At 74.6% G+C, this 20167-nt stretch carries 18 protein-coding genes; 9 read left to right on the top strand and 9 right to left on the bottom strand.

The window, feature by feature from the left end; translation table 11 throughout:
* The first annotated feature begins 24 nt into the window (after positions 1-24).
* Entirely contained in the window at positions 25-900 is an 876-nt protein-coding gene (locus tag EPD83_RS07235; RefSeq protein WP_128365923.1) for a DUF3097 domain-containing protein, read from the top strand.
* 26 nt (positions 901-926) lie between these two features.
* Here EPD83_RS07235 and EPD83_RS07230 read toward each other — a convergent pair whose 3' ends face one another.
* Positions 927-1211 (bottom strand): TfoX/Sxy family protein, encoded by a 285-nt coding sequence (locus EPD83_RS07230; protein WP_235950396.1) that lies wholly within the window; start codon positions 1209-1211, stop codon positions 927-929.
* Between the two features lie 149 nt (positions 1212-1360).
* On the opposite strand from EPD83_RS07230, the gene EPD83_RS20605 reads away from it, so the two are divergent.
* Entirely contained in the window at positions 1361-1897 is a 537-nt protein-coding gene (locus EPD83_RS20605) for a DUF4870 domain-containing protein (RefSeq protein WP_165566405.1), read from the top strand.
* 30 nt (positions 1898-1927) lie between these two features.
* On the opposite strand, the gene hemW is transcribed toward EPD83_RS20605, so the two are convergent.
* Complete coding sequence (gene hemW, locus EPD83_RS07220) at positions 1928-3157, bottom strand: radical SAM family heme chaperone HemW (RefSeq protein ID WP_128365924.1); 1230 nt, start codon at positions 3155-3157, stop codon at positions 1928-1930.
* Positions 3158-3233: 76 nt separating this feature from the next.
* Between hemW and EPD83_RS07215 the strand changes: the two genes are divergently transcribed.
* Positions 3234-4013, top strand: a complete 780-nt coding sequence (locus tag EPD83_RS07215) for a tyrosine-protein phosphatase (RefSeq protein ID WP_235950395.1) — start codon at positions 3234-3236, stop codon at positions 4011-4013.
* Complete coding sequence (locus EPD83_RS07210; protein WP_205859445.1) at positions 4006-4554, top strand: NUDIX hydrolase; 549 nt, start codon at positions 4006-4008, stop codon at positions 4552-4554. The genes EPD83_RS07215 and EPD83_RS07210 overlap by 8 nt, the downstream gene beginning before the upstream one ends.
* Positions 4555-4581: 27 nt before the next feature.
* On the opposite strand, the gene EPD83_RS07205 is transcribed toward EPD83_RS07210, so the two are convergent.
* Complete coding sequence (locus tag EPD83_RS07205; protein WP_128365926.1) at positions 4582-5580, bottom strand: LacI family DNA-binding transcriptional regulator; 999 nt, start codon at positions 5578-5580, stop codon at positions 4582-4584.
* A 187-nt stretch (positions 5581-5767) separates the two neighbouring features.
* Here EPD83_RS07205 and EPD83_RS07200 point away from each other — a divergent pair, with 187 nt between their 5' ends.
* Positions 5768-7750 carry a glycoside hydrolase family 30 beta sandwich domain-containing protein gene (locus tag EPD83_RS07200; RefSeq protein WP_128365927.1) on the top strand — a complete coding sequence of 661 codons (1983 nt, stop codon included), beginning with the start codon at positions 5768-5770 and terminating at the stop codon, positions 7748-7750.
* Here the strand turns inward: EPD83_RS07200 and EPD83_RS07195 are convergent.
* Entirely contained in the window at positions 7723-8967 is a 1245-nt protein-coding gene (locus tag EPD83_RS07195) for an MFS transporter (RefSeq protein ID WP_128365928.1), read from the bottom strand. The genes EPD83_RS07200 and EPD83_RS07195 overlap by 28 nt on opposite strands.
* Positions 8964-10820 carry a translation elongation factor 4 gene (lepA, locus tag EPD83_RS07190; RefSeq protein WP_235950394.1) on the bottom strand — a complete coding sequence of 619 codons (1857 nt, stop codon included), beginning with the start codon at positions 10818-10820 and terminating at the stop codon, positions 8964-8966. Before lepA ends, EPD83_RS07195 begins: the two co-directional genes overlap by 4 nt.
* Before the next feature lie 126 nt (positions 10821-10946).
* Between lepA and EPD83_RS07185 the strand changes: the two genes are divergently transcribed.
* Entirely contained in the window at positions 10947-11432 is a 486-nt protein-coding gene (locus EPD83_RS07185; RefSeq protein ID WP_165566403.1) for a type II toxin-antitoxin system PemK/MazF family toxin, read from the top strand.
* A 31-nt stretch (positions 11433-11463) separates the two neighbouring features.
* On the top strand, positions 11464-11994 hold the full coding sequence (locus EPD83_RS07180) for a type II toxin-antitoxin system PemK/MazF family toxin (RefSeq protein WP_128368028.1): 531 nt from the start codon (positions 11464-11466) through the stop codon (positions 11992-11994).
* Between the two features lie 73 nt (positions 11995-12067).
* Here EPD83_RS07180 and rpsT read toward each other — a convergent pair whose 3' ends face one another.
* The 4 genes from rpsT to EPD83_RS07160 all read right to left on the bottom strand — a co-directional run bounded on the left by rpsT (position 12068) and on the right by EPD83_RS07160 (position 17127).
* Entirely contained in the window at positions 12068-12328 is a 261-nt protein-coding gene (gene rpsT, locus EPD83_RS07175; protein WP_128368029.1) for a 30S ribosomal protein S20, read from the bottom strand.
* 200 nt (positions 12329-12528) lie between these two features.
* Positions 12529-13521 (bottom strand): DNA polymerase III subunit delta, encoded by a 993-nt coding sequence (gene holA, locus EPD83_RS07170; RefSeq protein WP_165566402.1) that lies wholly within the window; start codon positions 13519-13521, stop codon positions 12529-12531.
* 34 nt (positions 13522-13555) lie between these two features.
* A complete protein-coding gene (locus EPD83_RS07165; protein WP_128365978.1) occupies positions 13556-14806 on the bottom strand; it encodes an MFS transporter in 1251 nt (416 codons plus the stop codon).
* A 62-nt stretch (positions 14807-14868) separates the two neighbouring features.
* Positions 14869-17127: an ATP-dependent DNA helicase gene (locus tag EPD83_RS07160; protein WP_235950393.1), complete on the bottom strand. Its 2259-nt coding sequence runs from the start codon at positions 17125-17127 to the stop codon at positions 14869-14871.
* Positions 17128-17256: 129 nt separating this feature from the next.
* Between EPD83_RS07160 and EPD83_RS07155 the strand changes: the two genes are divergently transcribed.
* On the top strand, positions 17257-18963 hold the full coding sequence (locus EPD83_RS07155; RefSeq protein ID WP_235950392.1) for a formate--tetrahydrofolate ligase: 1707 nt from the start codon (positions 17257-17259) through the stop codon (positions 18961-18963).
* Positions 18964-18985: 22 nt separating this feature from the next.
* A complete protein-coding gene (locus tag EPD83_RS07150) occupies positions 18986-20164 on the top strand; it encodes a hypothetical protein (protein WP_128365980.1) in 1179 nt (392 codons plus the stop codon).
* Positions 20165-20167 lie beyond the last annotated feature (3 nt).

Here is a 20167-nt window from a genome sequence, read left to right as displayed (position 1 = left end):
GCCCGCGCGGCTAGCGTCGCCGCCGTGGTGGACAGGTACGGGTCGGACGTGCTCTCGGACGACTGGCGGAAGCCCCCGCGCGGGCGGTCCACCGAGCTGCCCGCCGAGCCGGGCACCGTCGTCGAGGACGTCGAGACCGGCTGGGTCGGCGCCGTCGTCGCCGTCGAGAAGGCCGGCGGCGTGCACGTCGTCCATCTCGAGGACCGGCGGGGCCGGCTCAAGGGCTTCCCCCTCGGCCCCGGGTTCCTCCTCGACGGCGCCCCCGTCACCCTCGTCCCGCCCCGCGCGGCGGCGGACGCCCGCCTCGACGCCGCCCGGGCGGCCACGGCCCGCACGGCCAGCGGCTCGGTGGCCGCGCCTCGCACCCGCGCCCGGGTCGCCCGGGCCTCGCGGATCTACGTCGAGGGCCGGCACGACGCCGAGCTCGTCGAGAAGGTCTGGGGCGAGGACCTGCGTGCCGAGGGTGTCGTCGTCGAGATGCTCGACGGAGTCGACGACCTCGCCGGTGTCGTCCGCCAGGTGCAGCCCGGTCCGGGCCACCGCATGGGCGTGCTCGTCGACCACCTCGTCCCCGGCAGCAAGGAGACCCGGGTCGTCGACGAGGCCCGCCGGGTCCGGTCGTACGCCGACCACCTCCTCGTCGTCGGGCACCCCTACGTCGACGTGTGGCAGTCGGTCAAGCCGCAGCGCCTCGGCCTGGACGCCTGGCCGGTCATCCCGCGCGGGCAGTCGTGGAAGCACGGCGTCTGCGCCCACCTCGGCTGGCCGCACGACACCCAGGCGGACCTGGCGCGGGCCTGGCGGCGGATCCTCGCGTCCGTCACCTCGTGGACCGACCTCGAGCCGGAGCTGCTCGGCCGGGTCGAGGAGCTCATCGACTTCGTCACCGCCCCCGAGTGACGACGGGGTCAGCCGGCGGCGCGCGCCTATGCGACAACGCGTCCGACCCACTCCCGCAACACGGCGTCCTCGGCGAGCGCACCGGCGTCGACGCGCACCCAGCCGCCCATCACGCGCTCGCCCATCCGCTGCTCAGCCACCCCCGGCCGGTCCAGCAGGGACTCCCGCTCCGCACGGTCCACCCGGACCATGAGCCCGTCGGGGCCGACCGCGACCGCCATGGCGCCCTCGACCATGAACGAGACGCCGCCGAACATGCGCTTCTCCTCGGCGTCGGGCAGGAGGGTCCGGACCCGGTCGAGGAGCTCCACGGCCCCAGTGTGCCCGCGGTGCGAGCCGCCGCGGTAGGGGTCGGCCCTGACCCGACCCGGAGCCCGACCCCGAGCGGTCCCCGGAACCGCACCCGCGTCCCGTCCGTCCCTGGTGTGATGGGACGAGACACCCCCACCGAGGAGGAGACATGACCGACCACCCCCAGGGCGACCGTCCCGAGGGCGGCTCGCCGTTCGCGAACCCCACGCCCCCGCCCCCGCCGGCCGAGCAGTCCGGCAGCGCCGCCCCGCCCCCGCCCCCGCCCGGCGGCCAGGAGTACCGCCAGCCCTACGGCGCGCCGGCCCCCGGCACGTACGGCGGCTCGACGCCGACGCCGATGTCACAGCAGGAGGAGAAGACGTGGGGCGCGGCCGCCCACGGCGTCTCCCTCGCGGCCACGGTGCTCAGCGGCGGCTTCCTCAGCTTCGTCGCGGCGCTCGTCGTCTACCTCGTCGTCAAGGACCGGGGACCGTTCGTGCGGGCGCATGCGGCGAACGCCCTCAACGTCCAGATCGTCGCGAGCATCGTGTTCCTCGTGTCGCTGCCGCTCATGGCCGTCTTCATCGGCTTCCTCACCTTCGGCGTCGCGTGGATCGTCGCGGTGATCCTCCACGTCGTCGGTCTCATCAAGGCCAACAACGGGGAGTGGTGGACCCCGCCGCTCACCCCGAGCTTCGTCCGCTGACGACACCCCTCGTGCGCCGGCGGCGCGGCCTCACGGGCCGAGCAGCCGGCGCACGACCGTGTCGGCGAGCAGCCGGCCGCGCAGGGTGAGGACGCAGCGGCGGTCGCGGACGGCGGCGGCCCCCTCGAGCAGCCCGTCGGCGACGAGTCCCGCGACGGCCGTGCGACCGGCGTCGTCCAGCCGGTCCACCGGCAGGCCGTCGCGCAGCCGCACCCCGAGCAGCACCTCCTCGTCGCGGCGCTGCTCGACGGTCAGCACCTCGCGCCCGGCCGCCGGGGAGTCCCCCAACGCCAGCCGGGCCGCGTAGGCCCGGGGGTGCTTGACGTTCCACCAGCGCACCCCGCCCACGTGCCCGTGTGCGCCGGGGCCGACACCCCACCAGGCGTCACCCCGCCAGTACCCCTCGTTGTGACGGCACCGGCCCGCGGGCGTCCGGGCCCAGTTGCTCACCTCGTACCAGTCGTAGCCCGCCTGCGCGAGGAGCGTGTCGGCGAGCTCGTACTTGTCGGCCTCGTCGTCGCCGTCGGGCGCCGGCAGCTCGCCGCGCGAGACCTGACGGGCCATCGCCGTCCCCGCCTCGACGACGAGGGCGTAGGCCGAGACGTGGTCGGGTGCGTGCTCGAGTGCCGCCTCCAGGCTGCGCCGCCAGTCTCCGAGGGACTCCCCCGGCGTGCCGTAGATGAGGTCAAGGCTCGTGGCCAGCCCGGCGGCCCGCGCCGCGGACACCGCCCGGCCCACCCGGGCGGGGTCGTGGGTGCGGTCCAGCGTCGCGAGGACGTGCGGCACCGCCGACTGCATGCCCACGCTCACCCGGGTGAAGCCGCCGGCGGCCAGGGTCGCCAGGCCGGCCTCGTCGACCGAGTCGGGGTTGGCCTCGGTGGTCACCTCGGCGTCCGCGGCCAGCCCGAACCGCTCGCGCACCCCGTCGAGGACCCGGACGAGGTCGGCGGGGGGCAGCAGGGTGGGGGTGCCCCCGCCGACGAAGACGGTGTCGACGACGGGCGCGGCATCCCCGAGCACCCGCGCGGCGAGGTCGAGCTCGCGCAGCGCCGTGTCCGCGTAGTCGTCCGTGGAGGCGCCCGCGCCGAGCTCGGGCAGGGTGTAGGTGTTGAAGTCGCAGTAGCCGCAGCGCACGGCGCAGAACGGCACGTGGACGTAGACGCCGAACCGGCCCTCGCCCAGCCGGGAGAGCGCCGCGGCGGGCAGCTCCCCGCTGGGGGGCGCGGGCTCGCCGTCGGGCAGTCGTGGCACGCCCGCCATTGTCGGCCATGCCCCGGCGGAGGCCGGGACCGGGCGCCGCCGTCGGTGGGAGGTGGCCGCGGCCTACGATGATGCGGTGCCGGACCGCTGGATCGACCTCGACGGGCTCGTCAACATGCGCGACGTCGGCGGGCTGCCGACCCGCGACGGCGGCGCGACGGTGCCGGGGCGGCTCATCCGCTCCGACAACCTCCAGGACCTCACCGAGGCCGACGTCACCCGGCTCGTCGAGGACCTCGGCGTCACCGACGTCGTCGACCTGCGCACCGAGACCGAGCTGCACCTCGAGGGTGACGGGCCGTTGCGGCGGCTGGAGTCGCTGACCCACCACCACCACTCGCTGCTGCCGGCGCGCGCGCCGGAGTCGGCCGACGAGGTCGCGGCCCGAGCCCTCGCCCTGCCCCGCCGGGAGCGGGACCGCAGCCCCGCGTTCTGGTCCGAGCACTACCTCGGCTACCTCGCCAAGCGGCCCGACTCGGTCGCCGCGGCCCTCGCGGCCGTCGCCCGGGCCCGCGGCGCGGCCGTGGTGCACTGCGCCGCCGGCAAGGACCGCACCGGCACCGTCGTGGCCATGGCCCTCGACGTCGCGGGCGTCCCGCACGAGGAGATCGTCGCCGACTACGTGCTGTCCGGCGAGCGGATCGAGGCCATCATCGCCCGGGTCGCCGGCACCGACTCCCAGGGCCCGGTGCTGCGGGACCAGGACGTCGCCGACCAGACCCCCCGGGCGGAGTCGATGCAGGCCATCCTCGACGCCGTCGAGGACGGCTGGGGCGGCGCGGAGGGCTGGCTGCGCGCGCAGGGCTGGTCGGCCGACGACGTCGGCGCGCTGCGTGACCGGCTCACCCGTGCCTGAGCCGGGGACCGGGCACGACCGCCGCCGGCCGCGCACGTCGCGCCGGGCGGTGCGGGTCCTGCTGCTCGACGAGGCGGGCCGGATCCTCCTCATCGAGGACTCCGACCTCGGCCTGGACCCCGTGACGCACTGGTGGAGCACCCCGGGTGGCGGCGTGGACCCGGGCGAGACCGACGAGCAGGCCGCGGTCCGCGAGCTCTTCGAGGAGACCGGCCTCACCGTCGGCGCCGACGAGGTCGAGGGACCGTTGCTCGTGCGCACCGTCGTCCACGGCTACAGCGACAAGGTGGTGGACCAGACCGAGGTGTTCTTCCGGGTCCGGGTGCCCGCCTTCGAGGTCGACACCTCCGGCCACACCGACGAGGAGCGGCTCACCATCGCCGACATCCGCTGGTGGGACGTGCCGGCGCTGCTCGCGTCCGGCGCCCTCGTGTGGCCGGCCGACCTCGCCGACCTGCTGGCCCTGGCCGAGGACCGCCCACGGTGGCGGGACGGCCCGGTGGACGGGGGGACGGTGGAGGAGTCCTCGCTGCCGGCCTGAGACCGGAGGCGGTCAGACCGGCCGCGGTCAGAGCGGGGAGGGGCCGGTCGATCCTCGGGGGAGAAGGGTCGTGGCGAGCTCGACATGGAGGGCCTCGACCCGCGAGCCCCGCATCAGCCGCGACAGCAGGCCCACGGCGATCCGCCCCATCTCCGCCAGCGGCTGCCGGACGGTGGTCAGCTGTGGTGCGGTGGCCCGGGCCAGGTCGATGTCGTCGAAGCCGGTCACGGACACCTGCTCCGGGACGTGCAGGCCGCGGGCCTCGGCGGCGCGCAGCACCCCGAGGGCGACCTTGTCGTTGAAGGCGACGACCGCCGTCGGTGGCTCCGGCAGGTCCAGGAGCTCGCCACCGGCCCGCTGCCCGTCGGCGGTCGTCGCCTCGACCTGCCGGACGAGCGCGGGATCGGGGAGCATCCCGGTCTCCAGCAGCGCCGCGGCGTGTCCCGCGGCGCGTTCGCTCGAGGCGACCCAGCCCGCCGGGCCGCGCAGGAGGGCGATCCGCCGGTGCCCGAGCCCGAGGAGGTGGCGGGTGCACTGCCGTGCCCCGGACAGGTGTGCGGCGGAGACCGCCGCGACATCGGCGGGCGGGGGCGTCCGGGGGTCCAGGACGACGAGCGGAAGCCCGGCCCGACGCACGGCGACCAGCGCCTCGGGCGTTTCCGGAGGGAGCAGGAGGAGGGCTCCAGTGACGCGCGGACGGGTGGCCAGCGTGGCCAGGGAGTCCCGGTGCTGGGCGCTCTCGCCGGCCTCGAGGACGACCTCGAAGCCCTCCGCCTCCAGCGTCTCCGCCGCCGATGACACCAGCAGCCCGAAGTAGTCGGTGAGCGTGTACGGGCACCGCAGGAACACCCGCCCGGCCGGGACCCCGTCCCTTCCGGTCGGGGCGAGGCGATCCAGCGCAGCGCGGACCGCCTCCCGGGTCCCCGGGGCGACGTGTCGGGCGTCGTTGAGGACCCGCGAGACCGTGGCGATGGAGACGCCCGCCTCGGCGGCCACCGCACGCACGGTGGGGGTGGTTCGGGCCATTGCGTTACATCCGTTTCATCGTCACGCACCCTGGAGCCGCAGCCTGACCTGGTGCATGATCGTTGAGAACTCCGCGGGGCGACCCATCCCTGGGCGGCCCTCACCAGTCCGCGGGCACCTGGCGTTACAGATGTTACAGGAGCCGCGGAGGGCACCGAACGACCGGCTCGACGAGGAGACGTGTGCGATGACGAGAACCACCCACCGGCGAGCGCGGCGCGGCCGCACGCTCGTCGCCACCACGGGCGCGCTCGCGCTCGGCGTGACCGTGCTGTCGGCGGCGCCCGGCATCGCCGCCCCCGGGAAGTCCGCCGCGGACGAGGTCCCGGTCCGGGTCTGGGTGACCACCCCGGACCGTGCGGAGCTGCTCCACGAGCGGGCCCCCGTCCACTTCACCGAGGGCGGGTCCGACCTCACGACCATCCGGGTCGACCCACGGCAGCGGTTCCAGAGCATGGACGGCTTCGGCGCCTCGATCACCGACTCCTCGGCCGCGGTGCTCTCCGGTCTCGACCCCGCCACCCGCGAGGCGACGATGCGCTCGCTGTTCGACCCCAGGGACGGTATCGGGGTGAGCTTCCTGCGCCAGCCGGTCGGCTCCTCCGACTTCACCGCCGACGACCACCACTGGACCTACGACGACGTGCCCGCCGGGGAGACCGACTTCCCCCTCGAGCACTTCAGCATCGCCCACGACGAGAAGCAGGTGCTGCCCCTGCTGCGCGAGGCCAAGCGGCTGAACCCGGAGATCACCGTGCTCGCCACCCCGTGGAGCCCGCCCGCGTGGATGAAGACGGGCCACAGCCTGGTCGGCGGACGCCTCAAGGACGACCCGAAGGTCTACGACGCCTACGCCCGCTACCTCGTGAAGTTCGTCCAGGCCTACGCCGCGGCCGGAGTCCCGGTCGACTACCTCACCGTGCAGAACGAGCCGCAGAACCGCACACCCGACGGCTACCCCGGCACCGACCTGCCGGTGCGTCAGGAGGTGAAGGTCATCGAGGCCCTCGGACCGCTGCTGCGCGCTGCCAGCCCGCACACCCGCATCCTCGCCTACGACCACAACTGGGCCACCCACCCCGACGACGTCGCGAACACCCCGCCCGGTGAGAGCCCGGAGACCGACTACCCCTACGAGGTGCTCGCCTCCCCCGCCGCCACGTGGGTCGCCGGCACCGCCTACCACTGCTATGCGGGCGACCCCGGCGCCCAGACGGCGCTGCACGACGCCTACCCCAAGAAGGGGATCTGGTTCACCGAGTGCTCCGGGTCGCACGGGCCGGACGACACCGTCCCGCAGATCTTCCGCGGCACCCTCACCTGGCACGCGCGCACCCTCACCGTCGGCACGACCCGCAACTGGGCGAAGTCGGTCGTGAACTGGAACATCGCCCTGCGCGAGGACGGCGGACCGCACCTCGGTGGCTGCGACACCTGCACCGGGCTCGTCACCGTGATGCCGGACGGCACCGTGCGGACCGACGCGGAGTACTACACGATCGGCCATCTCTCGAAGTTCGTCGCGCCGGGCGCGGTCCGCATCGGGTCCACCTCTTACGGCAACCCCGCGTGGAACGGGCAGGTCACCGACGTCGCGTTCCGCAACCCCGACGGTTCGACCGCACTCGTCGTCCACAACGAGAACGACGACCCCCGCTCGTTCGCCGTCCGGCTCGGGGCGCAGCGCTTCGAGTACACGCTGCCGGGCGGTTCGGTCGCGACCTTCGTCTGGGGCCCGGACGGGGCCCTCGACCGCTCGGTACCCACCGAGGTCTCGACCGACGGCGCCGACGCCACCGCCACCTCGAACGCGCAGGACGCCGGGCTCGTCGTCGACGGCGACGGCTCGACCCGCTGGTCCAGCGGGACCGGCCAGACGCCCGGTCAGAGCGTGACCATCGACCTGCGCCGGGTCCGGACCTTCGACACCGTCGACGTCGACAGCGGCGGGAACCTCGGCGACTACGCCCGCGGATACCGCGTGGAGACGAGCAAGGACGGCGCCCACTGGACCACCTTCGGCGAAGGCACCGGGACCGGCCAGCTCGAGACCGTGACCTCGAGGACCACCGCGGCCCGGTGGGTCCGGGTCACGTCGACGGCCTCGGCCGGCAATTGGTGGTCGATCTCGCAGATCCGCCTCTACCGCTCCGGGGGCCCGACGGGCTGAGCCCGCCGGCTCGTCCTCACCCGGGCCCCCACCCGGGTGAGGACGAGGATGGCGCTGCCGAGGACGACGAGACAGCCGCAGAGCGCGTAGACGCCGGTGTACCCGAGGACGCTGCCGCCGCCGAGCGCGATGACCGGCCCGGAGACGATGGCTCCGACGCGGGTGGTGTTCATGAAGAGCGAGGACGCGAGCCCCGGCCGGCCGAGGACGTCCTGGAAGAGGGTGAGCCCGACGCCGGACATCGTCGCGATGAAGACGGCGTTGAGCAGCTGGCCGGCGACGAGGGTGACCGGGCCGCCGGCGACGGTCATCGTCGCGTAGTAGGCGAGGCCGAGGACGGTGCCGGCGGCGACGACGCGGCGCGGGCCGAACCGGGTCGTGAGCCGGCCGAGCGAGACGAGGATGGGGATCTCGAGCGCGGCGCAGGTGCCGAGGGCGACCCCGCTCCACTCCATGCTCAGGCCCAGCTCGTGGGTGACGTAGAGCGGCGTCACCGACACCGCCGCGCTCACGGCCGCCCCGAGGGAGACGAAGACCGCGAGGAGCACGAGGACGTCCGGCCGGCGCAGGGCGACGGCCATCCGGTCGCCGGACGGCGGGGCCACGTCCGCCTGCGGAGAGCGCCCGTGCTCGCGCATCATCACCCGGGTGAGGCCGAGGCCGAGGACGCCGAGCCCGGCGACCGCCCAGAGGATCGAGCGGTTGCCGAGGAAGCCCATGAGGAAGGCGGCGAGCGGCGGACCGCCGACCCAGGCGAAGGAGAACACCGCCCGGGTCCGCATGATCTGGGCCGGGGTGGCCCCGGTGTGCCGCTGGTGGGCGAAGATCAGCCCGATCGCGACCCCGGCCGGGCCGCCGAGCGCCACGAGGGCGAGGACCGCGAACGGCAGGGTCGAGACCAGGGCCAGGGCGGTCGTGAGCGCGATGGTGAAGCCGCCGCACATGAGCAGCGGGCGCAGGTAGTCACCCGAGCGGTCGGCCCGCGACGGCACGACGAGGGTGGAGACGAACCCGCTGACGTTGTAGGCCATGAGCGCCAGCCCGACCTCGCGGGCGCTCGCGCCGTAGAGGGCGACGAGGATGATCCCGATCGCCGGGTTGAGGAAGGCGAACTGGGTGCCCCACAGGAGGGCGGAGAGCGGGACGAGCAGCCGGGAGGGCTGGTGACCGGTGGTGGTGGAGGCCGAGGACGTCGTTGTCGCTGCGGGCGCCGTCACTTCTTCGACGCCGTGGCACCGGCGCCGTCGGAGGTGAGCGCGGCGATGAAGGCCTCCGGGGGCACCTCGACCGAGCCGATGTTCTTCATCCTCTTCTTCCCGGCCTTCTGCTTCTCGAGCAGCTTGCGCTTGCGCGAGATGTCGCCGCCGTAGCACTTGGCGAGGACGTCCTTGCGGATGGCCCGGATGTTCTCGCGGGCGATGACCCGGGCGCCGACGGCGGCCTGGATCGGCACCTCGAACTGCTGGCGCGGGATGAGCTCCTTGAGCTTGCCGGCCATCATCACGCCGTAGCCGTAGGCGCGGTCCTTGTGGACGATCGCCGAGAACGCGTCGACCTGCTCGCCCTGGAGGAGGATGTCGACCTTGACGAGGTCGGCGACCTGCTCGCCGTCGGGCTCGTAGTCGAGGCTGGCGTACCCGCGGGTGCGCGACTTCAGGGCGTCGAAGAAGTCGAAGACGATCTCGGCCAGCGGCAGCGTGTACCGCATCTCGACCCGCTCCTCGGAGAGGTACTCCATCCCGAGCAGCGTGCCGCGCTTGCCCTGGCAGAGCTCCATGATGGCGCCGATGAAGTCGCTCGGGGCGAGGATCGTCGCGCGTACCTTGGGCTCGCGGACCTCGGCGACCTTGCCACCGGGGAACTCGCTGGGGTTCGTGACGCGGATGACGGTGCCGTCCTCCATCGTCACGTCGTAGACGACGTTGGGCTGGGTCGAGATGAGGTCGAGGCCGAACTCCCGCTCCAGCCGCTCGCGGACGATCTCGAGGTGCAGCAGGCCGAGGAAGCCGCAACGGAAGCCGAACCCGAGGGCGACGGAGGTCTCCGGCTCGTAGACGAGCGCGGCGTCGTTGAGCTTGAGCTTGTCGAGCGCCTCGCGCAGGTCCGGGTAGTCGCTGCCGTCGATCGGGTACAGGCCCGAGAACACCATCGGCTTGGGGTCGCGGTAGCCGCCGAGCGCGGTCGTCGCGGGCTTCGCGGAGTTCGTGACGGTGTCGCCGACCTTGGACTGGCGCACGTCCTTCACGCCGGTGATGAGGTACCCCACCTCGCCGACGCCCAGGCCGCGGGCCGACTGGGGCTCGGGGCTGATGACACCGATCTCCAGCAGCTCGTGGGTGGCCTTGGTCGACATCATCGCGATGCGCTCGCGCGGGTTGAGGTTGCCGTCGACGACCCGGACGTAGGTGACGACGCCGCGGTAGGTGTCGTAGACCGAGTCGAAGATCATCGCCCGGGCCGGGGCGTCGGCGTCCCCCACCGGCGCCGGCAGCTGGCGGACGATGGCGTCGAGCAGCGGCTCGACCCCCTGCCCGGTCTTGCCCGACACCTGGAAGCAGTCCGCGGGGTCGCAGCCGATGAGGCCGGCGAGCTCCTCGGCGTACTTCTCGGGCTGGGCGGCGGGCAGGTCGATCTTGTTGAGGACCGGGATGATCGTGAGGTCGTTCTCCATCGCGAGGTAGAGGTTCGCGAGGGTCTGCGCCTCGATGCCCTGCGCGGCGTCGACGAGGAGGACCGCGCCCTCGCAGGCCGCGAGGCTGCGGGAGACCTCGTAGGTGAAGTCGACGTGGCCCGGGGTGTCGATCATGTTGAGGACGTGGCTCGCGCCGTCGACCTCCCACGGCATCCGGACCGCCTGGGACTTGATGGTGATGCCCCGCTCGCGCTCGATGTCCATCCGGTCGAGGTACTGCGCCCGCATCGCGCGGTCGTCGACGATGCCGGTGATCTGGAGCATCCGGTCGGCGAGGGTGGACTTGCCGTGGTCGATGTGGGCGATGATGCAGAAGTTGCGGATCGACTCCGGCGGCGTCGCGTGCGGCTGCAGCACGCTGCTGGCGCGGGGGGACACGGGGACGGGGTTTCCTCGGATGGTCTCGGAGACGGGGATCTGCACCCAGTGTCCCACGTCCCGGCGGTGCGCCCGAACCGCGCCGAGCGCCTGCGGCCGTCGGCGCCGGCCACTACGCTCCCGCCCATGGCGGACCGGGAGGGGACCTCGGAGACCGTGCTCGCGCGGCTCGGACGGTGGCTGCGCACCCTGCTGGGGCTGGCACCGCCCTACCCCGGCGACTTCACCGGGCGGCTCGTCCCGGAGTACTCCCCGAAGGCCGACGGCCGCCCCGATCCCGGCGAGGTCGTCTGGACCTGGGTGCCGTTCGCCGAGGACCACCGGCAGGGCAAGGACCGCCCGGTGCTGCTCGTCGGCCGCGACGGGCGGTGGCTGCTCGGGCTGCAGCTCACCTCGAGGTCCCACCGCGGCCACCCGGGCAACGCCGGGCCGCGCGGTCCGCGCTGGGTGGACGTCGGCGTCGGCGGCTGGGACCCGCAGCGCCGGCCGAGCGAGGTGCGGGTGGACCGGGTCGTGCGCGTCGACCCGAGGCGGGTGCGACGCGAGGGCGCCGTGCTGCCGCGCGAGCGGTTCGACGCGGTGGCCGCCGCCGTCGCCCGGCGCCACCGCTGACCGGCACGTCCGCGTCAGTAGGGTCACCCCCATGCAGTGGCAGCGGATCCTCCGGCCCGTGCTCGACTCCGCCGTCCGGGAGGTGGTGCGGGCCGCGACGAGGACCCGGCGGGCGTCCGCCCCGTCGCGCCGTACCTCGGCGCCGGCCCGGGCGGCCGGCGCCTACCCCGGCGACTTCACCGGGTCGCTGGACCCGACGTACGCCCCGGAGCCCGACGGCGAGCCGGACCCCGGGGAGATCGTCTGGACCTGGGTGCCCTACGAGGAGGACCACTCCCGCGGCAAGGACCGGCCGGTCCTGCTCGTCGGGCGCGACGGCCCGTGGCTGCTCGCCCTCCAGCTGACGAGCAAGGACCACGACCGCGACGAGGAGCAGGAGCGGCGGGCGGGGCGGCTCTGGGTCGACATCGGCTCCGGCGCCTGGGACTCGCGCGGCCGGCCGAGCGAGGTCCGGGTGAACCGGGTCCTGCGGATCGACCCCTCGGCCGTGCGCCGGGAGGGCGCGGTCCTCCCCCGCGAGCGCTTCGACGAGGTCGCCGCCGCCGTGCGGGCGGCCGGCTGACGTTCCGGCCCGGACCCGGCGAGGGCCCGTCACCGGTGCGGTGACGGGCCCTCGCCGGGTCAGGCGGCTCGGCTCAGAGCTGGGCGGCCTGCCGGGCCATCGCGGACTTCTTGTTCGCGGCCTGGTTCTTGTGGATGACGCCCTTGCTCACGGCCTTGTCGAGCTTGGTCGACGCGACCTTGAGGGCCTCGCCCGCGGCGGCGGAGTCGCCGGAGGCGGCGGCCGCGCGGAAGCGGCGGATCGCCGTCTTGAACTCGGACTTGACCGCCTTGTTGCGGTCGGTCGCGACCTGGTTCGTCTTGATCCGCTTGAGCTGGGACTTGATGTTCGCCACTGGTTCGTATGCCTTCGGTCGGGGTTCGGTTGCCGTAGAGGGCGGCAGACGCGGGTCGGGACCGGGCGTGGGGCACCCGTGGTTGACTCGCGCTGGATGGTGCTCGTGCGCGCGCGACCACACGCGCACGCAGTCGTCAAAGGTACCAGCGGCGGCGCCCACCCGCCAAAACGCGTCGGCCCGAGGCCGTCCGGGCCGGGTCAGTCGGTCCGGTTGCGGGAGTGGCGCGCGGTGATGGCGAGCACCGCCCGCTCGACGGCGTAGACGGGGTCGCGGCCACCACCCTTGACCTCCGCGTCGGCCGCGGCGAGGACCTGGACGGCCACCGCGAGGTCGTCGGCGGTCCAGCCGCCGAGGGTCCGGCGGGCCCGGTCGACCTGCCACGGCGCCATGCCGACCTCCCGGGCGATGTCACCGGACCGGCCGCGACCGGCGGTGCCGACCTTGATGAGCTGGCGCACCTGCTGGGCCAGGACGGCGACGATGGGGACGGGGTCGACACCGACGGCGATGGCGTGCCGGAGCAGCCGCAGCGCCTCGGCGGGGTCGCCGGCCATCGTCGCGTCGGCGACCCGGAAGCCCGTCGCCTCGACCTTGCCACCGTGGTAGGTGAGGACGACCTTCTCGTCGATGACGCCGGTGGTGTCCTCGACGAGCTGGGCGCACGCGGCCGCGAGCTCACGGACGTCCCGGCCGACGGCCTCGACGAGGGCGTGGACGGCCTCGGCCGTCGCCTTGCGCCGGGCGCGGCGGAACTCATGGGTGGCGAAGTCCGCCTTGTCCCGGTCGGTCTTGACCGCCGGGGCGTCGACCACCCGCGCGCCGGTCCCCCGCAGTGCGTCGAGCACCTTCTTCCCCCGCTGCCCGCCCTTGTGCAGCACGACGAGGGTGAGGTCGGGCTCCGGCGGCGCCGCGAGCACGGCGAGCAGGTCGGCCTGGAGCTCGTCGGGGGCCTCGTCGACGTCGTGGACGACGACGCACTTGGCCCCGCCGAACAGCGACGGGCTGGTGTGCAGCACGAGCTGGCCGCTCTCGTAGGCGCCGGCGTAGAGGCGGATGACCTCGAGGTCGGGGGAGGTGACCCGCAGCTGGTCCAGGGTCTCGGCCAAACCGCGCTCGGCGAGGACGCCCTCGGGCCCGGCGATGAGCACGTACGGGGGCACCCGCCGGGCGAGCGCGAGGTCCTCGGTCATGGCGCTCACTCTGCCACCCGCCGCCGACGCCGGGTCAGCCCTGCGGCGGCGCCGGCCGGACCCGTCCGCCGCCCCAGGCCAGGGGCTCGCGCGGCGGGCGGGCCAGCAGGTCCGCCCGGAACCCACGCCGGGCGAGCAGCACGAGGACCCCGGCGACGACGAAGCAGCCGGCGCCGACGAACCAGGCCGCCCTGAAGCCCCCGTGCTGCGCGAGCGTCCCGAGCAGCAGCGGACCCGCCGCGCCGCCGACGAAAGCGCCGGCCTGGATGACGCCCGAGGCCTGCGCCGGGCTGTCCCGCCCGACCCGGGCCACGGCGAAGAGCATGAGCCCCGGCCAGGCCCAGCCGACGGCGAAGGCGAGGACCCCGAAGACGACGACCGCCCAGGGCGTGCCGAGGGCGACGCCCGCCAGGCACACCGCCCCGGAGAGCATCTGCGCGGCGACGACGGGCAGGTTCGCGCCGTTGCGGCGGTCCGCGCGCCACCCGGCGAGCACCCGCATCGCGATGGACGCGGCCGACCCCACGGCCATGAGCAGCCCGGTGGCCGTCGGGTCGAGTCCCGCCTCGAACCCCCAGGACGCGACGAAGGCGCCGAGGAAGTTCGCGGCCGCGCTGGCGAAGGTGATGGCCAGGCCGCAGAGCAGCAGCGGCGGCCACGGGGGACGGTCCGGGTGCTCGACCGCGCCGACCGGCCCCCCGGCCTCGGCGGGCGAGCGCAGCAGCGCGGAGGCGACGACGACGGCCCCCACCGCCGCGCTCGTGACGAAGGTGCTGCGCCAGCCGAACCAGCGCCCGAGCGTCGGCACGGCGATGCCGCCCGCCATGACGGCCAGCTGCACCGCCGACTGCTTGACGCCGAACCCCAGCCCTCGCCGCGAGGCCGACAGCGCCCGCGCCATCGAGGTGTTCGCCGCGGTCTGGCAGCAGGCGTTGCCGAGGCCCAGCAGGGCCATGCAGGTGAGCAGGGCGGCGGGCCCGTGCACGAGCGTGGCCATGACGAGCCCCCCGACCGCGACGAGGCCCCCGGCGACGACGATCCCCGTGCGCCGGCCCGCCCCGTCCACGAGGCGCCCGGCGAGCACCGACCCGGCCGCCGCGGCCGCGAAGAAGATGCTCACCGCGCCGCCGAGGACGCCGAGACCGATGCCGAGGTCGCCCCGGACGCCGACGGCCTGCGCGCCGAGGAGGAAGGGCGGGAGCGCGCCGAGCGCGGTGAGGCCGGACGCGGCGAGCATGAGCCGCGCCGGGCGCCCGGCGTCCGCTTCTCCGACCGGGATCCGCACGCCCCCGAGGCTAGCGAGGACCGCCGTGTCCGGCCGCGGTGCCCACCGGGCGCTCGGCGCTCTCAGTCGAAGGTCAGGCGCGCGTCGGCGCCCGCCTCCAGGCCGAGCCCGTCCAGCCGCGCGGCGACGACGTCGGGCGGCAGCTCCATCGACTCCGCGAGCTCCTCCAGCGTCAGGCCGAGGCCGACGCCGTCGCGCAGCTCCTCGTCCTCCTGCGCGCTCCACGCGTGGCCCTGGGTGACGGCGGTCCGGGCGGACTCCGGCGGCGGGGGCGGGTGGGCGACGGGGCGCTCGGCGGGCTCCGGGGCGGCCGCGGCCATCGTCGTGCCCGCGACGGCGCCGGTGAGGCCGCGCAGGGTCGGCTCGCTCACCGGCAGCGGCGGGGGCGCGGTCTCGTCGAGCCGCCGCAGGGCGCCGAGGACGAGGTCGCGGTCGGCCGTCGGCCAGAACGGCGGCAGCGAGCGCTGGAGGAACCCGGCGTAGCGCCCCGTCATCATCCGCGAGTCGAGGAAGGCGACGACACCGCGGTCGTCGGACCGGCGGATGAGTCGTCCGGCGCCCTGGGCCAGGCGCAGCGCCGCGTGCGTCGCCGAGACCGCCATGAAGCCGTTGCCGCCCATCCGGGCGATGGCCTGCGAGCGCGCCGACGCCAGCGGGTCGTCCGGGCGGGGGAAGGGGATGCGGTCGACGATGACGAGCTGGCAGGACGAGCCGGGGACGTCGACGCCCTGCCACAGCGACAGGGTGCCGAACAGGCAGGTCCGCGGGTCCTTGGCGAACTCGCGCACGAGGGTCGCGATCTGGTCCTCGCCCTGGCAGAGGACGACGACGTCGGTGTCCTCGAGCCGCTCGCGCATCACCTCGGTGGCCTCGCGGGCGGCGCGCATCGACGAGAACAGCCCGAGCGTGCGCCCGCCGGCGGCCCGCACCAGCGCCTCGATCTCGTCCAGCGTCTCCGGGGCCGTCCCGTCGCGCCCCGGCGGCGGCAGGTGGGTGGCGACGTAGGCGACACCCTGGCGCGGGTAGTCGAACGGGCTGCCGACGTCCAGGCCGCGCCACCGGGGGGCGTCCTCGCCGCGCAGCCCGATGGTCCCGGCCACGGCGTCGAAGGAGCCGCCGAGCTCGAGGGTCGCCGAGGTGATGACGACCGTCCGGTCGCCGAACACCTTGTCCCGCACGAGCATGGCGACGCTCATCGGCGCCACCCGCAGCACCGGACCGCGCCGCGGGTCCTTCGAGACCCAGACGACGTCGAGCTCGCGCTCGTCGAGCATCCGCTCGGCCGACTCGAACAGCTCGTCGACGGCGGCCCGGGCCACCTGCTTCGCGGTGTCCGGCTGCTCGCCCTGCTGGGGCTTGAGCTCGGTGGAGGCGGCCCGGGCGACGTCGCGGATGCGTCCGAGCGCGGTGGCCAGCGCGTCGGGCAGGCTCGTCAGGCGGCCCTCGGGCAGCGGCTCGAGCACCGACTCCAGCAGGGTCGCGGCGTCGTCGAGGGCCTCGGCGGCGTCGGCCTGCCGGCCCGCGCGCTTGCCGGCCGCGCGCACGGACCCGGGGGTCAGCTCGTCGGTGATCGTCGAGGTGACCCGGTCGACGAGCTCGTGGCCCTCGTCGACGACGAGGACGTCGTGCTCGGGCAGCAGCTGACGCCCTTCGAAGGCGTCGATGGCCATGAACGAGTGGTTCGTGACGACGACGTCGACGTCGCGCGCGGCCTCCCGGGAACGCTCGACGAAGCACTCCGAGACCATCGGGCAGCGCGAGCCCAGGCACTCCTGGGCGCTCACCGACACCTGTCGCCAGGCGCGCTCGGAGACGCCGGGGACGAGCTCGTCGCGGTCGCCGGACTCGGTGCGCTCGGCCCACTGCCGCAGCCGCACGACCTCCTGGCCGAGGCGTCCGGCCGACCGGTCGACGTCGCCGACCGCCATGAGGCTGTCGGCGTCCTCGTCGGGGAAGCCGCCCTCGAGCTTGTGCAGGCAGACGTAGTTGCGCCGGCCCTTGACGAGGGCGTACGTGGGCCGGCGGCCGAGGACCGGCTCCAGCGCCTCCGCGAGGCGGGGCATGTCGCGGTCGACGATCTGGGCCTGCAGCGCGAGGGTGGCCGTGGCGACGACGGCGGTGCGCCCGGTGTCGACGGCGTGCTGCACCGCGGGAACGAGGTAGGCCAGCGACTTGCCGGTGCCCGTGCCGGCCTGGACGAGCAGGTGCTCGCGCCGGCGGACGGCGTCGGCGACGGCCTCGGCCATCTCGACCTGGCCGGTGCGCTCGGCACCGCCCACCCCGGCGACCGCGGCGCGCAGCAGGTCGTCGAGGGAGGGCACCCCGGCAGACTAGGCGGTGCGGTGGCGCGGCCGCCGCCGTCGTCCCCAGCGTTGCGTATGACGCACCCGGTTGCGTCCAGTGCGTCGTTCCTCTTGTCGGCGGACCCCCCGCGGTGTCACGATGGCGCCGTGACCACGAGCGCGCGCACCCGCCCCGTCCCGCCCGACATCGAGATCGCGGAGGCCGCCGAGCTCACCCCGATCCTCGACCTGGCGCGCGAGCGCCTCGGCATCGACCCCGAGCACCTCGTGCCCTACGGCCACGACAAGGCGAAGGTCTCGCTCGCGGGGGTGCGCGCGCTGGAGTCCCGCACCGACGGGCGGCTCGTCCTCGTCACCGCCATCTCCCCGACCCCGGCCGGCGAGGGCAAGACGACGACCTCGGTCGGGCTCGCCGACGGCCTGGCCGCGCTCGGCGAGAACGCGATGGTCGCACTGCGCGAGCCGTCGATGGGGCCGGTCTTCGGCATCAAGGGCGGGGCCGCGGGCGGCGGGTACTCCCAGGTCGTCCCCATGGCCGACATCAACCTCAACTTCACCGGCGACTTCGCGGCCATCGCCGCCGCGAACAACCTCCTCTCGGCCGTGCTCGACAACCATCTGCACCACGGCAACGCCCTGGACATCGACCCCCGGACGGTCACCTGGAAGCGGGTCGTCGACCTCAACGACCGCGCCCTGCGCGACGTCGTCGTCGGGCTCGGCGGCGTGGCCAACGGCATCCCGCGCGAGGACGGCTTCGACATCGTCGTCGCCTCCGAGGTCATGGCCATCCTCTGCCTCGCGACCTCCGTGGCCGACCTGCGCGAGCGGCTCGGCCGCGTCGTCGTCGGCTACACCCGCGGAACCAAGCAGGCGGTGCACGCCCGCGACCTCAACGTCCACGGGGCGATGACGGTGATCCTGCGCGACGCACTGGCCCCCAACCTCGTCCAGACCCTCGAGCACACCCCGGCGATGATCCACGGCGGCCCGTTCGCGAACATCGCGCACGGCTGCAACTCGGTGATGGCGACCCGCACGGCGCTCAAGCTCGCCGACTACGTCGTCACCGAGGCCGGCTTCGGCGCGGACCTCGGCGCGGAGAAGTTCGTCGACATCAAGTGCCGCGCCACCGGGCTGCGCCCCTCCGCGGTCGTCGTCGTCGCGACGGTCCGCGCGCTGAAGTACCACGGCGGGGTGAACGTCCCCGACCTCGGCACCGAGTCGGTCGAGGCCGTGACGGCGGGCATGGCCAACCTGCGCCGGCACCTGCGCAACGTCCGCGACGTCTACGGCCTGCCGCCGGTCGTCGCGCTCAACCGCTTCCCCTCCGACACCGACGCCGAGGTCGCCGAGGTGCTGCGCCTCGTCGAGGCCGAGGGCGTGCGCGCCTACGAGGCCACCCACTTCGCCGACGGCTCGGACGGCTCGAAGGCCCTGGCCCGCGGCGTGCTCGAGGTCATCGAGGAGGGCAGCGCGGACCTGCAGTTCGTCTACCCCGACGACATGCCCCTGGCGCAGAAGGCCGAGGCCGTCGCCACCCGCGTCTACGGCGCCGCCGGCGTGACCTTCGAGCCCAAGGCGGCCAAGCGCCTCGCGGCCATCGAGGCCGAGGGCTACGGCCACCTGCCGATCTGCATGGCCAAGACGCAGAGCTCGTTCTCCACCGACCCGACCCTGCGCGGCGCACCCGAGGGCCACACGGTGAGCGTCCGCGAGGTCCGCCTGGCGGCGGGAGCGGGGTTCGTCGTCATGGTCACCGGCGAGATCATGACGATGCCCGGCCTGCCGAAGGTCCCCGCCAGCGAGCGCATCGACGTCGACGACGACGGGCGCATCGTCGGCCTCAGCTGACCCGGCCGGGCACACTGTCGGTGTGACGGGCGAGGTGCGGAACGGACCGGGGCGGTCCTCGCGCTCGACCTCGCGCCTGCCCGTGCCCCGCGAGCAGGCCGGGACGGTCGTGCTCGTCTTCGCCACCGCCTGCGCGGTCACCGTCATGGCGACCCGGGCCTACCTCACGCTCACCGGCTTCCCGCAGATCGGCGGCGAGGTCTACCACCTCGCGCACGCGCTGTGGGGCGGGGTGCTCCTCACGGTCGCCGTCGTCCTGGCGGCCGGCCTGTCCGACACGTGGGTGCCGCCGGCCGCGGGCGCGCTCGGCGGCGTCGGCGCCGGGCTGTTCGTCGACGAGGTCGGCAAGTTCATCACGCAGACCAACGACTACTTCTTCCCGCTCGCGGCGACCATCGTCTACCTCTTCCTCGTCCTCCTCGCGGGCGCGACGTTCGCGCTGTCGCGCTACCGGCGGGACACCGCCGAGGCGCACCTGTACGTCGTCCTCGACCTCGCCGCGGCGGCGGCCGACGACCGCCTGACGACGCAGCGACACCTGCGCCTCCTCCACCACCTCGACCGGGCGCGTGAGTGCGACCCGGACGAGCAGCAGCGGCGCATCATCGACGCGATGGCCTCGGCGTTCGCCACCGAGCGGGCCCTCGCGGAACAGCACGGCAGCAGCCGCTGGGACAGGCTCGCCACCCGTCTGGGCCCGACCGTGACGCGCCGGCTGGCCCGGGCCGTGCTGCTCCTGCACGCCTTCGGCGCCGTGACCGCGATCGTCACCCTCGTCGCCCTGCCGTTCCTGCCCCCGGAGCTGCGGACCGTCGACCTTGTCACCGCCTCCGGCGACACCTACGAGCTCGGCGGCTTCGGGTTCCGCGTCGCGGTCGCCTCGACCGTCGCCGGTGCGGTGGGCGGCGTCCTCGCCCTCGTCGCCGTCGTCCTCATGTCGCCCTCGCGCCGCCGCGTCCGTCCCGCCACCGTCTGGGGCGTCGCGGGGATGGCCGTCCTCCTCGGGGTCGCCGACCCGCTCGCGTCCTACACCTCGCAGTTCTCCGTCTTCCTGGCCTCCACCGCGCAGGCGCTCGCCCTGCTCGCGCTCCTGCTCTGGAACCGGGCGGAACGGGTCGCGGTCGAGGCGAGCGAGCGCGAGGACGCGCTCGCCTCCGTCGACGCGCCCGGTCCCGGCCCTCGCGGGGGCGGCCGGCCCTGACCC

The organism is Phycicoccus flavus (assembly GCF_004025965.2).
Lineage (GTDB): Bacteria > Actinomycetota > Actinomycetes > Actinomycetales > Dermatophilaceae > Phycicoccus > Phycicoccus flavus.
This window is presented reverse-complemented; position numbering and strand designations above follow the sequence as displayed.

Bases quoted from the DNA above. Each gene is read 5' to 3' on its own strand.
- EPD83_RS20605 (WP_165566405.1), top strand. From the start codon at position 1,361: ATGACCGACCACCCCCAGGGCGACCGTCCCGAGGGCGGCTCGCCGTTC.
- hemW (WP_128365924.1), bottom strand. From the start codon at position 3,157: ATGGCGGGCGTGCCACGACTGCCCGACGGCGAGCCCGCGCCCCCCAGC.
- EPD83_RS07205 (WP_128365926.1), bottom strand. From the start codon at position 5,580: ATGGCCCGAACCACCCCCACCGTGCGTGCGGTGGCCGCCGAGGCGGGC.
- EPD83_RS07200 (WP_128365927.1), top strand. From the start codon at position 5,768: ATGACGAGAACCACCCACCGGCGAGCGCGGCGCGGCCGCACGCTCGTC.
- EPD83_RS07185 (WP_165566403.1), top strand. From the start codon at position 10,947: ATGGCGGACCGGGAGGGGACCTCGGAGACCGTGCTCGCGCGGCTCGGA.
- EPD83_RS07180 (WP_128368028.1), top strand. From the start codon at position 11,464: ATGCAGTGGCAGCGGATCCTCCGGCCCGTGCTCGACTCCGCCGTCCGG.
- holA (WP_165566402.1), bottom strand. From the start codon at position 13,521: ATGACCGAGGACCTCGCGCTCGCCCGGCGGGTGCCCCCGTACGTGCTC.